The sequence below is a fragment of the Geomonas edaphica genome (assembly GCF_004917075.1).
In the GTDB taxonomy this organism is placed as follows: Bacteria; Desulfobacterota; Desulfuromonadia; order Geobacterales; family Geobacteraceae; genus Geomonas; species Geomonas edaphica.
Window position 1 is genome coordinate 24,516 of the sequence record NZ_SSYB01000004.1, and the last position, 12,432, is coordinate 36,947.

Genomic DNA, 12,432 nt, shown 5'->3' on the forward strand with positions numbered 1-12,432 from the left:
CGGCGAGAACTCCGCATAAACCACCGTAACGTCGCCCTTTTCCATGAGGCTCACCGCAGCTAGGGACCTTAGACCCGCCCTTCCCCGTTGTTCACACCTTGCACAAAAATGGGTTCGGTGTGCAAAGAGCGACAACTCGGGGCGGGTAAGCTCACGCCGCCCGCCAGGCGCAGAGAAGCCCCCCAGCCCCCCTCTTCGCTTTGCTTGAACAAAAATTAATCTATGATATGATGCCCCGACGCACATGAGAGAGAAGCCCCCTTCACACTAACGAACGCAGCAGGAGGGTACATGCAGAAGAAGCAGCTTTGGGAACTGTACAAAGGCCGCCTCTACCACGATGCCGGACTCGAGCTTTCCGTCGACACGAGCCGGATGAATTATGCCGACACCTTTCTCAGCGAGATGGAACCGCGCCTGCAGAAGGCCTACCAGGAGATGACCGAACTGGAGGGAGGAGCGGTCGCGAATGCTGACGAGCAGCGCATGGTGGGGCACTACTGGCTGAGAGCGCCGGAGCTCGCACCGACGGCTGAACTGGGCGACGAGATCCGCGGAGCCCTCGCATCGGTGAAGGCGTTCGCCGCCTCGGTGCACCAGGGAAACATCGCCGCGCCGGACAACCAGAAGTTCGTGAACCTGCTGGTGATCGGCATCGGCGGCTCGGCCCTGGGCCCGCAGTTTGTAGCCGACAGCCTGGGGAGCGCGCGCGACCGGATGCGCGTCTTCTTCTTCGACAACACCGACCCGGACGGCATGGACAAGGTGGTGGCCGAGATTGGCGCAGGTCTCAAGCACACCCTTGCCGCGGTGATTTCGAAAAGCGGCGGCACCAAGGAGACCCGCAACGGCATGCTGGAGGCGCGCCGGGCCTTTGAGAACGCGGGGCTGCATTTCGCAGCCCAGGCCGTGGCCGTCACAGGCTGCGATAGCGAGCTCGACCGTACCGCCTCTCAGGAGGGGTGGCTCGGGACCTTCCCGATGTGGGACTGGGTCGGCGGGCGCACCTCGGTCACCTCGGCGGTAGGTCTTCTCCCGGCCGCACTGCAGGGGATCGACGTGGACCGTCTACTCGAAGGGGCGCGGCTTTGCGACCAGAGCACGAGGAGCCGCTCGACCCATGAAAACCCGGCGGCGCTGCTCGCCCTGTCGTGGTACCACGCAACAAAAGGCAAAGGGGCGCGCGACATGGTGCTCCTTCCCTACAAGGACCGGCTGATCCTCTTCTCCCGCTACCTGCAGCAGCTCATCATGGAATCTCTCGGGAAGGAGCTCGACCGAAACGGCAACCTTGTCTTGCAGGGGATAACGGTCTACGGCAACAAGGGGTCCACCGATCAGCACGCTTACGTACAACAGCTGCGCGAGGGGGTACCGAACTTCTTCGCCACCTTCATAGAGGTGCTGAAGGACCGGGATGGGGCCTCGTTCGAGGTCGAACCCGGCGCCACTTCCGGCGACTACCTCTCCGGATTCCTGCAAGGAACGCGCAGCGCCCTCTATGAAAAGGAGCGGGAATCGGTTACCATCACGATCCGCGAAATCACCCCGGCCACCGTCGGGGCGCTGATCGCCCTGTACGAGCGCGCCGTGGGTCTTTACGCCTCGCTCATCAACGTGAACGCCTACCACCAGCCCGGCGTCGAGGCGGGAAAGAAGGCTGCCGGAGTGGTGCTGAAGCTGCAGGGAGAGATCCTGGAGATGCTGCGGCGCCAGCCCAACCGTGAGTTCACTTGCGAAGACCTGGCCATGACGCTCGCGCGTCCCGAAGAGGTAGAGACGGTATTCAACATCCTGCGCCACCTGGCGGCGAACCCCGACCACGGGATCGAGATGACCGCGGCGCCCCGGATCTGGGAGAACCACTTCAAAGCGCTGCAAAAGTAAAGCAATTCGAATAGGGAGGAAGCAGGAGCAGATGAAAACGGTAGATCTTAGAAGCGATACGGTGACGCGCCCGTCCGAGACGATGCGCAGGGCGATGGCAGCGGCCGAGGTAGGCGACGACGTGTACGGGGAGGACCCGACGGTAAACCGGCTGGAGGCCATGGCAGCCGAGCTCCTCGAGAAGGAGAAGGCGATCTTCGTCCCCAGCGGCACCATGAGCAACCTGACCGCCCTTTTGTCCCACTGCGGACGCGGGGATGAGTACATAGCCGGGCAGGACGCCCATATCTATCGCTGGGAAGGAGGAGGGGGCGCCATCTTCGGCGGTATCCAGCCCCAGCCCCTGGACTTCGAAGAGGACGGCACGCTCGACCTCGACAGGGTGCGCCGCGCCGTGAAGCCCGCCGATCACCACCATGCCGTTACCAGGCTCCTCTGTCTGGAGAACACCCAAGGCGGCAGGGTACTCCCCCTTTCCTACCTCGATGATGCGTCCCGCGTCGCCAAAGAGCTGGGCCTCGCGATGCACCTGGACGGCGCACGCGTCTTCAACGCGGCCGTCTACCTAGGTGTACCGGTGCGCGAGGTCGCGCGCCACTTCGATTCCGTATCGGTCTGCCTCTCCAAGGGGCTCGGAGCCCCGGTGGGCTCGGTCCTTTGCGGCAGCGCGGAACTGATCAACCGCGCGCACCGCTGGCGCAAAGTGGCCGGCGGCGGCATGCGACAGGCCGGGATACTCGCCGCGGCGGGGATCCACGCGCTGCAACACAACGTAGAACGGCTGGCCGATGACCACGAGAACGCAGAGCTTTTGTCGAGCGGACTCTCCCATATCGACGAGCTTATGGTAAGCCAGGCCCGCACCAACATACTCTTCGTCACCCCGCCCGCCGGAAGCACCCCGGCGCTGCGCGACGCCCTGGCCGCCGAGGGGATCCTGATCGGTGGAGGCGACATGATCCGCCTGGTCACCCACCTCGACGTGGAGCGCGCCGACGTCGAGCGGACCGTTGCCGCGTTCAAGCGCTTCTTCGCCGGAAAGGGGAAGTGACATGTCCGAGATAACGTGGGGGGATTTCGAGAAGGTGGAGCTGCGGGTCGGGACGGTGCTTGAGGTGGAGGAGTTCCCCGAGGCAAGGAAACCGGCCTATAAGCTGCTGATTGATTTCGGCGAGGCGGGCGTCAGAAGGTCGAGCGCCCAGATCACCAAACACTACACCCGCGAGGAGCTAGTGGGGAGGCAGGTGATCGGCGTGTGCAACTTCCCGAGGAAGCAGATCGGGCGCTTCTTCTCCGAGGTGCTCGTGACCGGCTTTGCCGACGAGAACGGCGACATCGTCCTCGCCTCCCCGGAGCGCCCCGTCCCCAACGGCAGCAGGCTCTTCTGAACCGCCCTTACCTGAAGGAATCCCGTAGGGGCGAAGACCATTCGCCCAACAGGCCTACCGCCCGTCACACGCTCAACCATGTTGAGCAGAGGCATTGGAGGTATCACTAGTGGCTGGGCGAATATTTATTCGCCCCTACGGTGCCATCACAAGAAGAGATGAGCTAGCCGTCACCCCTTGATGCGCAGCGCCTCCGCGTAGACGGCGCTTTTATGGAGGCCCGTTTCCTGGGTAACCCTTTTAACGGCGTCCTTTAGCGACATCTCCCCAGACGCAAGGTACTTTTGCAGCAATTCTTCCATCCCCGGCCCGTCGTCGGAGTCTGACTCCGGCGCCGGGCTCACCAGGATAGCCACCTCGCCCCTAACCTCCCGTCCGCTCAGTTCTTCGATGAGACCGGAAAGCCTGCCGCGCAAAAATTCCTCGTACATCTTGGTCAGCTCCCGCGCCACCACCACATCGCGATCCCCGAGCGTTTCCAGCATGTCCTCGAGGGTCGCCAAGAGGCGTTTGGGGGACTCGTAGAAGATCAGTACGGCCCGTTCCGAGGCGAGCGACTGCAGCCGTTCGCGTCTTTTACCCTGCTTGTTGGGGAGAAAACCCGCGAAGCTGAAGTAGTCCGTGGGAAGGCCCGAGGCGGAGAGCGCGGTGACCGCGGCACAGGCACCCGGGATCGGAACGACGGCGATGCCCTCGGCCGCGGCGTCGCGCACGAGCTGGTAGCCGGGGTCGGAGATGCAGGGGGTACCGGCATCGGTGATGAGGGCGACGCTTTTCCCCTCCCGCAGCCGATCCAGGATCTGGTCTCCCTTCAATTCCTTGTTGTGGTCGAAATAGGAGGTGAGCGGTTTTGAGATGCCGAAGTGGGTGAGGAGCTTGCGCGAGTGGCGCGTGTCTTCGGCTGCAATGAGGTCGACTTCCTTCAGGATGCGCAGGGCGCGCAGCGTGATGTCCTCGAGGTTGCCTATCGGCGTGGCGACGATGTAGAGAGTTCCAGACATAACGGCAGAAGCCGTTCTACGTTCTAGGTTCTAGGTTCTAGGTTTAAAAGCCAGGCCTTTAACGTAGAACTTAGAACTTAGAACTTAGAACTTGTTCTATTTCCCCCAGTCCCGCGCGTAGCGGAAGTCGCGATCGATGGTGCGGTTGGATACCTTGGCGATGATGGGGAGACGGCGCTTGAAGTGGGAGCCCTGCACCTTCCTGGCCACGTTGTCGATGAACTGCGCGTCGAAACCGGCGGCGATCAGCTCCTCACGGCTCATGCGCTGGTCCACCATACGGTACAAAAGCTGGTCGGCCTCGCGGTAGGTGAAACCGAGCTCCTGCTCGTCGGTCTGCCCCGCCCAAAGATCGGCGGAGGGCTTCTTCTCGATCACCTCGTGCGGTACTCCCATCGCCTCGGAAAGCTCCCATACCTGGCTCTTGTAGATGTCGCCGATCGGATTCAAGGCGCTCGCCATGTCGCCGTGCAGGGTGCCATAGCCAAGGAGCAACTCGGTCTTGTTACTGGTACCAAGCACAAGGCCGCCCACCGCTGCGGAGTGGTCGTACAGGATGGTCATGCGCTCACGCGCCATCTTGTTGCCGCGCCTCATGTTGTCGGCATCCGGCACCAGGTCGAAGTAAGCGTCGATCATCGGGGTGATCTCGATGACCTTGAAGTTGATCCCGAGGCTCTCCGCTACGAGCCGCGCATGCGCTTCGCTCTCCGGGTTGCTGGTGCGGTACGGCATGCAGTAGGCGTAGAGGTTCTCCGGCCCCAGCGCCTCGGCGGCGATGTAGGCGACCAGCGCGGAATCGATGCCGCCAGAAAGACCGAGCACCCCCTTTTTCACCCCGACCTTGTGGACCTCGTCACGCACGAACCCGACCAGGATCCGGCGCAGAAGATTGGTATTGACCGTCAAGCCCGCCATTAGCAGTCTTTCTCCTTGTCGATGCGTTTTAGCTCTTTCACCGTGATGGCCAGGTTCTCGTCCCGCATCATGGGGGAGAAGATCCTCTCGCGCCTGAGCGCCCCGCCGTCCACCTTGGCCAGCACGAAGTCCTCTTCGAGAAGCGCGCCACGATCGGTCACCTCTCCGGAAGGGGAGATGGCCTCGGAGCCGCCCCAGAAGTTGATGCCATCCTCGTAGCCGACGCGGTTGCAGTAGAAGACGCGGCAGTTGAGGAACATGGCGCTCGTCGAGGTGAGTTTCTGCCACGCCGCCGCCGAGCCAAGCCCTTCCGATTCGCTCACGCCGCGCCCCGGACTCGACGAGAGACAGATGAGCGTCATGGCGCCGTCCATGGCGAGGATGTAGGGGGCGGAGAGGTGCCACATGTCCTCGCAGATCAGCATCCCGACGCGGCCGAAACGGGTGTCGAAGGCGCGGAAACGCTCACCGCGGGCCATGTAGCGCTGCTCGTCGAAAAGACCGTAGGTGGGAAGGTAGACCTTGCGGTGCACGTGGCGGATTTCTCCGGCTTCGAGGTAAACCGCGGAGTTGAAGAAGCGGAAGTCGGAAGACACCTCGACGAAGCCGATGGCGATTGAAATACGTTCAGAAAGCTTTTTCAGCCTCTGTATCTGGGGGGAGTCCAGGCTCAGCGCCACTTCAGGTACAAGATCCTTCAGGAAGTAACCGGTGAGAGCCAGCTCGGGAAACACCACGAGGTCGGCGCCGGCGGCGATCCCTTTCTCGATGGCGGCCTCGGCCAGCGCCATGTTGTCGTCCAGGCAGCCCAGCTTAGGTTTGATCTGGGCCAGGGCAACGGTAAAATCCATGAGTTTCTCCGCAATTTTTTCTCTCTTTACTAGCACAGCAGCGATGAGTTTTGCAAACCTTTAGGCCACTTGCACTTGGTCATTCCTGACTGTGTGCGCGAATTGCATCATCTCAATGCGTCTGTACTACTGGGAGGAGGTTGATCTTCGACTCCAGCGGGATCTCCATGTAGCGCTTTTTCTCGCGAAACCGATCACTGAACACACTGCGGGTGGTGTCAAAGGAAGGAGCCCTCACATCCGCAAGCTCGAGAAACGAGTGAATGAGATCATCAGCCTGGTAAGACCTCCCCTTGTAGTGCTGGATACGGGCGTAAAGCTCCGGTCGGGACGCCTTGTATTCTGGGGAGGCCCAGACAAAGAACGGGATATCGAACTGGAAATGATTGACCCGGTAGGAGCGCCCGACAAAATCATCCTGCTCACCCAACTGGTCACTGTGATCAGACAGAAACAGGAGCATCTTCTGTCCGGGCCTCCCGCTCAACCCGGAAATCAGGGTGGAGAGGACCCAATCCGTGTAACGGATGGAATTGTCGTAGTGGTTTATGTATGTCTTGGTGGCGGGTGCACGCTGTGCGAAATAGGCCCGTCGATCGTTAAGGCTCGTGTACTGCCGAAACGCAGCGGAATACCGGTTCGACGCGTGCAGATGCGATCCCATCATGTGCACCACGATGAACTTCTTCTGCTCGCCCTGCGCGAGCACCTGCCGGAAGGGGGGAAGGAGCACCTCGTCAAGAGGATCGGAAAGCTCGCCGGTATTAAGGTAGAAGCGGTCATCGGCGGCATCGCTGAAGTACTTGGGCCAGATGTCCCCGGAACCATGCGATTTCTGGTTCGTTATCCAGTAGGTATGAAAGCCCGCCGCCTTCATGATGTGCATCAGGTTGCTGTCGTACAGCGGCGACATGTCCTCGTGGTTGGCGAAGGTGAGCATCTTGCGCAGCGAGAGATAGGTACAGAAGTCGGATGCGGCAACGTCGGTATAGAGGACGAGTTGGTCCCTCATCGCGGAAAGACGCGGGGTAGTGTCCCTAAAATATCCGTAGAGCCCCATGTGTGAGCGTGCCGCAGACTCGCCGATCACCAGGACGTAGGTTTCCGGTCCATCATACCTCATTTCCCTGGTCGCCTTGATCGTCCCAGGAGCCACCCTGTTGCGAGCGCGCATAACATGCAACTTGGCCTCATCGAAGGCGTAAAGCTTGTATGCGGCGAGGCTTTCGTCAAGCATCTTGTGCCGTTGCGGCACCACCGGATAGAACTGTACCGCGACAAGACCGGTGACGGCAAAACAGGCCGCCCCTTTTGCTCCAACTGCACGACCTGCCGGCAGAAGACGGACTAGGCCGCAGGCAAGCCCCCCTTGCACGGCCCAGAAGATGGCGGCAGCAAGAAGCAGCCGCCACCCAAGGTACATCTGGGCGTAGTTTGCCGCTTCGGAGAAACTAGAACTCAGCGTGATGTAAAAAGTGGACGGGGTGATGCCGTGCCCATAGATCAGGTAGTGACCTATCCCAATGGTGGCCAGGAGCGATAGAGGGAGCGCGGCTACAAGCGCGGTACCGAGCGCAATGCGCCGGGGCAGGAGCCAGAACAAGATACCGACCGCGGCGAAGACCGGCATGGTTACCACGAGCGAGGAAAGCGCCGCGTCGGCGACGCCTCCCCCGTTCCCGGAACCGAGGCTGACTAGAGCCCAGATAAAATTCGGAAGATACAGCAGGATGAACAGCAAAAGCAGCGGGTGTTGCAGGTTCAGCGGGCGCCGTCGAATCACCGGCCCTTCCTCCTAGTGAAAGCTGTGTATAGTAGTCCCGCCACATCGGAGGTCAACGCCTCCACGCCAGGTACCATACCAGCCGGGGGAGGAAAATTCACTATAAAAGGATAATCAGCACCACACCGCCAGCTATGACAGAGAGATTGCAGACCGCGGAGACTCCGTGCAGCTTGGAAAACTGCCTGCGCATCGGGTCATCCTTCGGGGTGGTCTCGAAAGAAACGATCTGCTTCTTGATCTCGGCCGCCTTCGGCTCGATGTAGAAGGCCTGGAACGAGGAGAGGGTTAACATGAGGGCGATGATGACGGCTGCGGGAGCGGTCCACTTCCCACCCATGACGAGGCGGCAGACAATGGCAATCACACCGCAGGCGATGCCCCAGCGGAAATACCCGGGGAAGAAGAGGCCGACGATGCGCCCGGCGACGTCGCGGCTTTCGGAACGGAACAGGATGGGTGTGAGCACGAAGGTGAAGAGTGCGGCGCCTCCGAGCCAGAGAGCGATTGCCAGACGGTAAATTGCTGCTACGACCTGCATGTCTATCCTCCTTGTGGTTCCATTGGGACAACAGGGCGATTGATTGTTCGCCCTTACATTTGCGAAGCAATTATTCCTTCCTCGCCAGCGCTACTATACTAGTAAGCCAGATCGAAGGCGTTTCTGATGTGCTCTATCTCCGGCACGTCATGGTCATGGAGCATGATGGCTACTACGTCGAAACGGGCATCGGCATCGTAGAGCTTCTTGCGCGACAACCAGACCAGTGCCGCCTTTGATATCTGTCGCTGCTTGAAAGGCGTAACCGCCAGCTGCGGCGGTCCGTAGTTGTAATTGTTCCTGCATTTCACCTCGACAAACACGATGGTACGCCCGTCACGCGCAACAATGTCTATCTCCCCGCAGGAAGCGCGAAAGTTACACTCGACGATCTTGAACCCCTGCCCCTTGAGGTAGGTCACCGCGATCGATTCGCCCACTCCGCCGAGTGCACTGTTACCGCTTTTGACTGGCATAGTCGCCCCTGTTGAGACAGCGCATCACGCAAACAAGACAACAGTGTAGCAGCAAGTTCTGTGGGCGTGTAGCGTAGCTGGAAAATACTAGAAAGAAAAGAGGCCGGATTGAGTTCCGGTGGAAGCGGAGCCCGGCTCGGAGGGGCAGTGTTCCTTGACTCCGCTGAAGCTCTTGCGGTGGATAGGGCAAGGGCCCAACTCGGCGATGGCTGCGAGATGCGAGGCTGCACCGTAACCCTTGTGGCTGGCAAAGCCGTATCCGGGATAGCGCGCGTCGAACTCGACCATCATCCGGTCGCGGGTCACCTTCGCTATGATCGAGGCGGCGGCGATGGAGAGGCTCAAGGAGTCACCTTTTTTCACGGTGCGCTGGGGGATGTTCATCGGGATGCTGGATATGCCGTCGATGAGAATGAAGTCGGGCGTGACACTCAGGGAGCGAACCGCGTCGCTCATGGCGCGCAGGGTGGCCTGGAGGATATTGATGCTGTCGACGAGGGCGTGATCGCCGATACCTACACCGACGGAGATCGCCTCGCGGTGGATGACATCGAAGAGCTCTTCCCTCTTCTCCTCGGAGAGTTGCTTCGAATCGTTAACCCCCGGGAGGAGTACACCCGTCGGGAGAATCACGGCAGCAGCCACCACCGGCCCTGCAAGCGGACCGCGCCCCGCCTCGTCAACCCCCGCGATGCGCGCATAGCCGCGCCGCAGCGCCTGTGCCTCGAGGGCCAGCATATCGATTGGGCTATTCGGGCTATCGGCGAAAAGACCGGTCATGGCAATCCGTTAAAAGGATGAAAGGGGCATGAGCCCTAACGTTCCGGGGAACGTAGAGTACATCTGTCCACGAAGCACGGCATAAACCCCAGCGTCCCCCCCTTTGCGAAGGGGGGACAGGGGGGATTTGCCTTAGTTAAACCTGCCCAGAGGGGAAGTGAATGTGGACGCCCCCGCAGTCACGCAAACAACAAAAAAAGCCCCGGTCGCTGGACCGGGGCTTTTAACTGCGAGCCTGTTACTGGCCTGCGACGTACTTCCTTTCCTTGATCCTGGAAGCCTTACCGCGCAGCTTGCGCAGGTAGTAGAGCTTCGCGCGACGGACCTGGCCGCGGGTCACAACCTCGATCGCCTCGATGGACGGGGAGTGCAGCGGGAACACCCTCTCCACGCCGACGCCGTTGGAGATCTTCCTCACGGTGAAGGACTCACGAATGCCGCCGTTCTGACGGCCGAGGCACACGCCCTGGAAAGCCTGGATACGGCTCTTGTCACCCTCGACGATCTTCACCTGCACCTTGATGGTGTCGCCGGGGACGAAAACCGGGATGTTCTTCTTCATCTGTGCCATTTCAATCATGTCAATCTTGTTCATTTGGTACTTCCTCCCTTATCTGGAACCTCTAGCATAAGACTTAATACTGACAGTTGACCTGCTTCACTCGACTGCTACCTATCCGTGCGGCGCCTAGCGCCCGAAAAGCCTATCCAGCATGATCGACGCCGCGGAGCGCACCGAGAGGTGGTTGTAATCACCTGTCCCCCTGATCGGCTCCAGCACCAGATCACCCTTGTTGAACAACTGCTCGATCATTCCCCAGCCGGTGCCCAGAAGCAGCAGGTAGGGCTGCTCGGGGTCCGCGTCGATGAGATCCTTCAGTTCGGCAAAGCTCACGCTGTTGGGCCTGCCGGAGGCGCCGGTCACGACCACCTTGGGTCTGCGTCCGGTGCGGCTCTCGATATCGGCGATGGTCGACTCGAGCGACTCTTCGCACTGCAGCGTCTCCAGCGCCATCTTCCGCTTCGGGTTGTAGGTCGAGCCCCAACCGGAGAGCCAGTGCTCACGCACCTTCTCAACGAGCTTTATCTGTTCCTCAACCGGGGTCACGATGTAGTAGCGTGCCAGACCGAAGGTCCGGGTCATGCGCGACATGTCGTGGATGTCCAGGTTGGTAACCGAGGTCGCCACCACGTCCTTGTGCTTGTCGTACACCGGGAAGTGGATCAGCGCCATGCTGAAATTAGCTGCCGAGGTCATGCCGTTCCGCCTTCGCCAATGCTACGGTGGACAAGCCTCGCGGTCTTGGCTTTCAGGTCCGCGTCGAGACCCAGCTCTTTCAGAAGTTTCTTGTCCTGCTTGCTCCACTCGATACCTTCGAGGAGCTCGGGACGTGAGGCGAGCGTTCTCCGGATCTGCTCCTTCCTGCGCCACTTGGCGATCTCGGCATGGTTGCCGGAAAGGAGGATGTCGGGAACCTTCTCACCCCTGAATTCGGGAGGCCTCGTGTACTGCGGGTACTCCAAAAGCCCGTCTGCAAACGAATCGTACTGGGCGGACTCTTCGCTTCCCAGCACACCCGGCACGAGCCGGGATACGGCGTCAACGACGACCATGGCCGCGAGCTCCCCGCCGGTGAGGACGAAGTCTCCGAGCGAGATCTCGTCATCGACGAAGAGGGTACGCACCCTTTCGTCGACCCCTTCGTAACGGCCGCAGATGATGACGAGCCCCTCCTCGCGGGAGAGCTCCTCAGCCACCTGATGCGTGAAGGGACGACCACCCGGCGTGGTGAGGATCACCCTGGAAGCCGGACGCACCTTCTTGACCGCCTCTATGGCACCCGCGATCGGCTCGACCTTCATCACCATGCCGGCGCCCCCTCCGTATGGAGAGTCGTCTGCGGTGGCGTGCTTGTCGAAGGCCCAGTCGCGGATGTTGTGCAGCCCAACCTCGATCAATCCCTTGTCGCTCGCGCGCTTCAGGATGCTCTCGGTCATCGGCCCCTCGAACATCGCCGGGAACAGGGTCAGGATGTCGAACTTCATAGATCGAGCAGCCCCTCGAGAAGAGAGACCGTCATCCGTCCTGCCTTCAGGTCAACAGACAATACAACGTCATCGAGTGCGGGGATAAGCACCTCGCGCCCGTTGTGTTTTACCACGTAGACGTCGTTACTGCCGGTTTCGATGATGTCGACCAGCTCTCCCAGCTCTTCCCCATCCGACGTAAAAACCTGGAGCCCCAGGAGGTCGGACCAGTAGAACTCGTCGTCGGGGAGTTCCGGGAGCGCCACCCGGTCGGCATATATCTCGCTGCCGACCAGGTGCAGCACCTGGTTGATGTTGTCAAACGGCTTCAGGGTCAGGATGATCCGTTTGCCGTTGTTCTTGGCGGAGACCACGGAGAACTCTTCCATGGCCCCTTTCGGAGACTTGAGAAAAACGCTCTTCAACTGCGAGATGCTCGAGGCATCCCCCGCGAAAGGGATCACCCGCAACTGTCCCCTGATCCCGTGTGGTCCCTGGATCTTGCCGATCAATACTTTGTTACTACCGGACATCTATCACTCTACGATTTTAAGGATGGCTTTCTTGTTATCCTTTGTTGAGACAGCGTTGAGCAAAGTGCGGATCGCTTTTGCCGTGCGACCTTCCTTGCCGATGATACGCCCCATGTCCTCTTTTGCGACGGTCAGCTTGATTACGTTGGTCTCTTCTTCCAACTCCTCGGTGGCTTTCACCTGGGTCGGATCGTCTACAAGTGCCCTGGCGATGGTCTCAACAAGCTCTTTCATGTCGCTATCCTC

The 12,432-nt window shown here is 60.4% G+C and carries 15 protein-coding genes; 3 read left to right on the top strand and 12 right to left on the bottom strand.

Annotated features, from left to right (window positions below; all coding sequences use genetic code 11):
* The first annotated feature begins 291 nt into the window (after positions 1–291).
* From E8K79_RS10820 to E8K79_RS10830, 3 genes are read left to right on the top strand one after another with little or no spacing between them, the layout of a single operon-like run.
* Complete coding sequence (locus tag E8K79_RS10820) at positions 292–1,887, top strand: glucose-6-phosphate isomerase (RefSeq protein ID WP_136514767.1); 1,596 nt, start codon at positions 292–294, stop codon at positions 1,885–1,887.
* Between the two features lie 31 nt (positions 1,888–1,918).
* A complete protein-coding gene (gene ltaE / locus E8K79_RS10825; protein ID WP_136514768.1) occupies positions 1,919–2,938 on the top strand; it encodes a low-specificity L-threonine aldolase in 1,020 nt (339 codons plus the stop codon).
* A 1-nt stretch (position 2,939) separates the two neighbouring features.
* Positions 2,940–3,275, top strand: coding sequence for a tRNA-binding protein (locus E8K79_RS10830; protein WP_136514769.1), 336 nt, complete (start codon positions 2,940–2,942; stop codon positions 3,273–3,275).
* Positions 3,276–3,445: 170 nt separating this feature from the next.
* Here E8K79_RS10830 and rsmI read toward each other — a convergent pair whose 3' ends face one another.
* The 12 genes from rsmI to E8K79_RS10890 all read right to left on the bottom strand — a co-directional run bounded on the left by rsmI (position 3,446) and on the right by E8K79_RS10890 (position 12,420).
* Complete coding sequence (gene rsmI, locus E8K79_RS10835; RefSeq protein WP_136514770.1) at positions 3,446–4,276, bottom strand: 16S rRNA (cytidine(1402)-2'-O)-methyltransferase; 831 nt, start codon at positions 4,274–4,276, stop codon at positions 3,446–3,448.
* Between the two features lie 96 nt (positions 4,277–4,372).
* Positions 4,373–5,194, bottom strand: coding sequence for an NAD+ synthase (locus E8K79_RS10840; protein ID WP_136514771.1), 822 nt, complete (start codon positions 5,192–5,194; stop codon positions 4,373–4,375).
* Positions 5,194–6,045, bottom strand: a complete 852-nt coding sequence (locus E8K79_RS10845; protein WP_136514772.1) for a nitrilase-related carbon-nitrogen hydrolase — start codon at positions 6,043–6,045, stop codon at positions 5,194–5,196. Before E8K79_RS10845 ends, E8K79_RS10840 begins: the two co-directional genes overlap by 1 nt.
* A gap of 112 nt (positions 6,046–6,157) precedes the next feature.
* The gene (locus E8K79_RS10850) at positions 6,158–7,828 is read right to left on the bottom strand and encodes a sulfatase-like hydrolase/transferase (RefSeq protein ID WP_136514773.1); all 1,671 of its coding nucleotides are present in this window, start codon (positions 7,826–7,828) and stop codon (positions 6,158–6,160) included.
* A 100-nt stretch (positions 7,829–7,928) separates the two neighbouring features.
* Positions 7,929–8,369 carry a DUF4149 domain-containing protein gene (locus E8K79_RS10855; protein ID WP_136514774.1) on the bottom strand — a complete coding sequence of 147 codons (441 nt, stop codon included), beginning with the start codon at positions 8,367–8,369 and terminating at the stop codon, positions 7,929–7,931.
* A 98-nt stretch (positions 8,370–8,467) separates the two neighbouring features.
* Positions 8,468–8,845, bottom strand: coding sequence for a YraN family protein (locus E8K79_RS10860; protein ID WP_135869511.1), 378 nt, complete (start codon positions 8,843–8,845; stop codon positions 8,468–8,470).
* An 87-nt stretch (positions 8,846–8,932) separates the two neighbouring features.
* Positions 8,933–9,625, bottom strand: coding sequence for a ribonuclease HII (locus E8K79_RS10865; RefSeq protein ID WP_136514775.1), 693 nt, complete (start codon positions 9,623–9,625; stop codon positions 8,933–8,935).
* A 238-nt stretch (positions 9,626–9,863) separates the two neighbouring features.
* Positions 9,864–10,220, bottom strand: coding sequence for a 50S ribosomal protein L19 (gene rplS / locus E8K79_RS10870; RefSeq protein WP_129124523.1), 357 nt, complete (start codon positions 10,218–10,220; stop codon positions 9,864–9,866).
* Between the two features lie 93 nt (positions 10,221–10,313).
* Positions 10,314–10,883: an RNA methyltransferase gene (locus tag E8K79_RS10875; protein ID WP_136514776.1), complete on the bottom strand. Its 570-nt coding sequence runs from the start codon at positions 10,881–10,883 to the stop codon at positions 10,314–10,316.
* Complete coding sequence (gene trmD / locus E8K79_RS10880) at positions 10,880–11,671, bottom strand: tRNA (guanosine(37)-N1)-methyltransferase TrmD (protein ID WP_136514777.1); 792 nt, start codon at positions 11,669–11,671, stop codon at positions 10,880–10,882. Before trmD ends, E8K79_RS10875 begins: the two co-directional genes overlap by 4 nt.
* Complete coding sequence (rimM, locus tag E8K79_RS10885; RefSeq protein WP_136514778.1) at positions 11,668–12,186, bottom strand: ribosome maturation factor RimM; 519 nt, start codon at positions 12,184–12,186, stop codon at positions 11,668–11,670. The genes trmD and rimM overlap by 4 nt, the downstream gene beginning before the upstream one ends.
* 3 nt (positions 12,187–12,189) lie before the next feature.
* Entirely contained in the window at positions 12,190–12,420 is a 231-nt protein-coding gene (locus E8K79_RS10890) for a KH domain-containing protein (RefSeq protein ID WP_129124527.1), read from the bottom strand.
* Positions 12,421–12,432 lie beyond the last annotated feature (12 nt).

Coding starts and splice junctions, on each gene's coding strand:
- E8K79_RS10820 (WP_136514767.1), top strand. CDS start 292: ATGCAGAAGAAGCAGCTTTGGGAACTGTACAAAGGCCGCCTCTACCAC.
- ltaE (WP_136514768.1), top strand. CDS start 1,919: ATGAAAACGGTAGATCTTAGAAGCGATACGGTGACGCGCCCGTCCGAG.
- E8K79_RS10830 (WP_136514769.1), top strand. CDS start 2,940: ATGTCCGAGATAACGTGGGGGGATTTCGAGAAGGTGGAGCTGCGGGTC.
- rsmI (WP_136514770.1), bottom strand. CDS start 4,276: ATGTCTGGAACTCTCTACATCGTCGCCACGCCGATAGGCAACCTCGAG.
- E8K79_RS10840 (WP_136514771.1), bottom strand. CDS start 5,194: ATGGCGGGCTTGACGGTCAATACCAATCTTCTGCGCCGGATCCTGGTC.
- E8K79_RS10845 (WP_136514772.1), bottom strand. CDS start 6,045: ATGGATTTTACCGTTGCCCTGGCCCAGATCAAACCTAAGCTGGGCTGC.
- E8K79_RS10855 (WP_136514774.1), bottom strand. CDS start 8,369: ATGCAGGTCGTAGCAGCAATTTACCGTCTGGCAATCGCTCTCTGGCTC.
- E8K79_RS10860 (WP_135869511.1), bottom strand. CDS start 8,845: ATGCCAGTCAAAAGCGGTAACAGTGCACTCGGCGGAGTGGGCGAATCG.
- E8K79_RS10865 (WP_136514775.1), bottom strand. CDS start 9,625: ATGACCGGTCTTTTCGCCGATAGCCCGAATAGCCCAATCGATATGCTG.
- rplS (WP_129124523.1), bottom strand. CDS start 10,220: ATGAACAAGATTGACATGATTGAAATGGCACAGATGAAGAAGAACATC.
- E8K79_RS10875 (WP_136514776.1), bottom strand. CDS start 10,883: ATGACCTCGGCAGCTAATTTCAGCATGGCGCTGATCCACTTCCCGGTG.
- trmD (WP_136514777.1), bottom strand. CDS start 11,671: ATGAAGTTCGACATCCTGACCCTGTTCCCGGCGATGTTCGAGGGGCCG.
- rimM (WP_136514778.1), bottom strand. CDS start 12,186: ATGTCCGGTAGTAACAAAGTATTGATCGGCAAGATCCAGGGACCACAC.
- E8K79_RS10890 (WP_129124527.1), bottom strand. CDS start 12,420: ATGAAAGAGCTTGTTGAGACCATCGCCAGGGCACTTGTAGACGATCCG.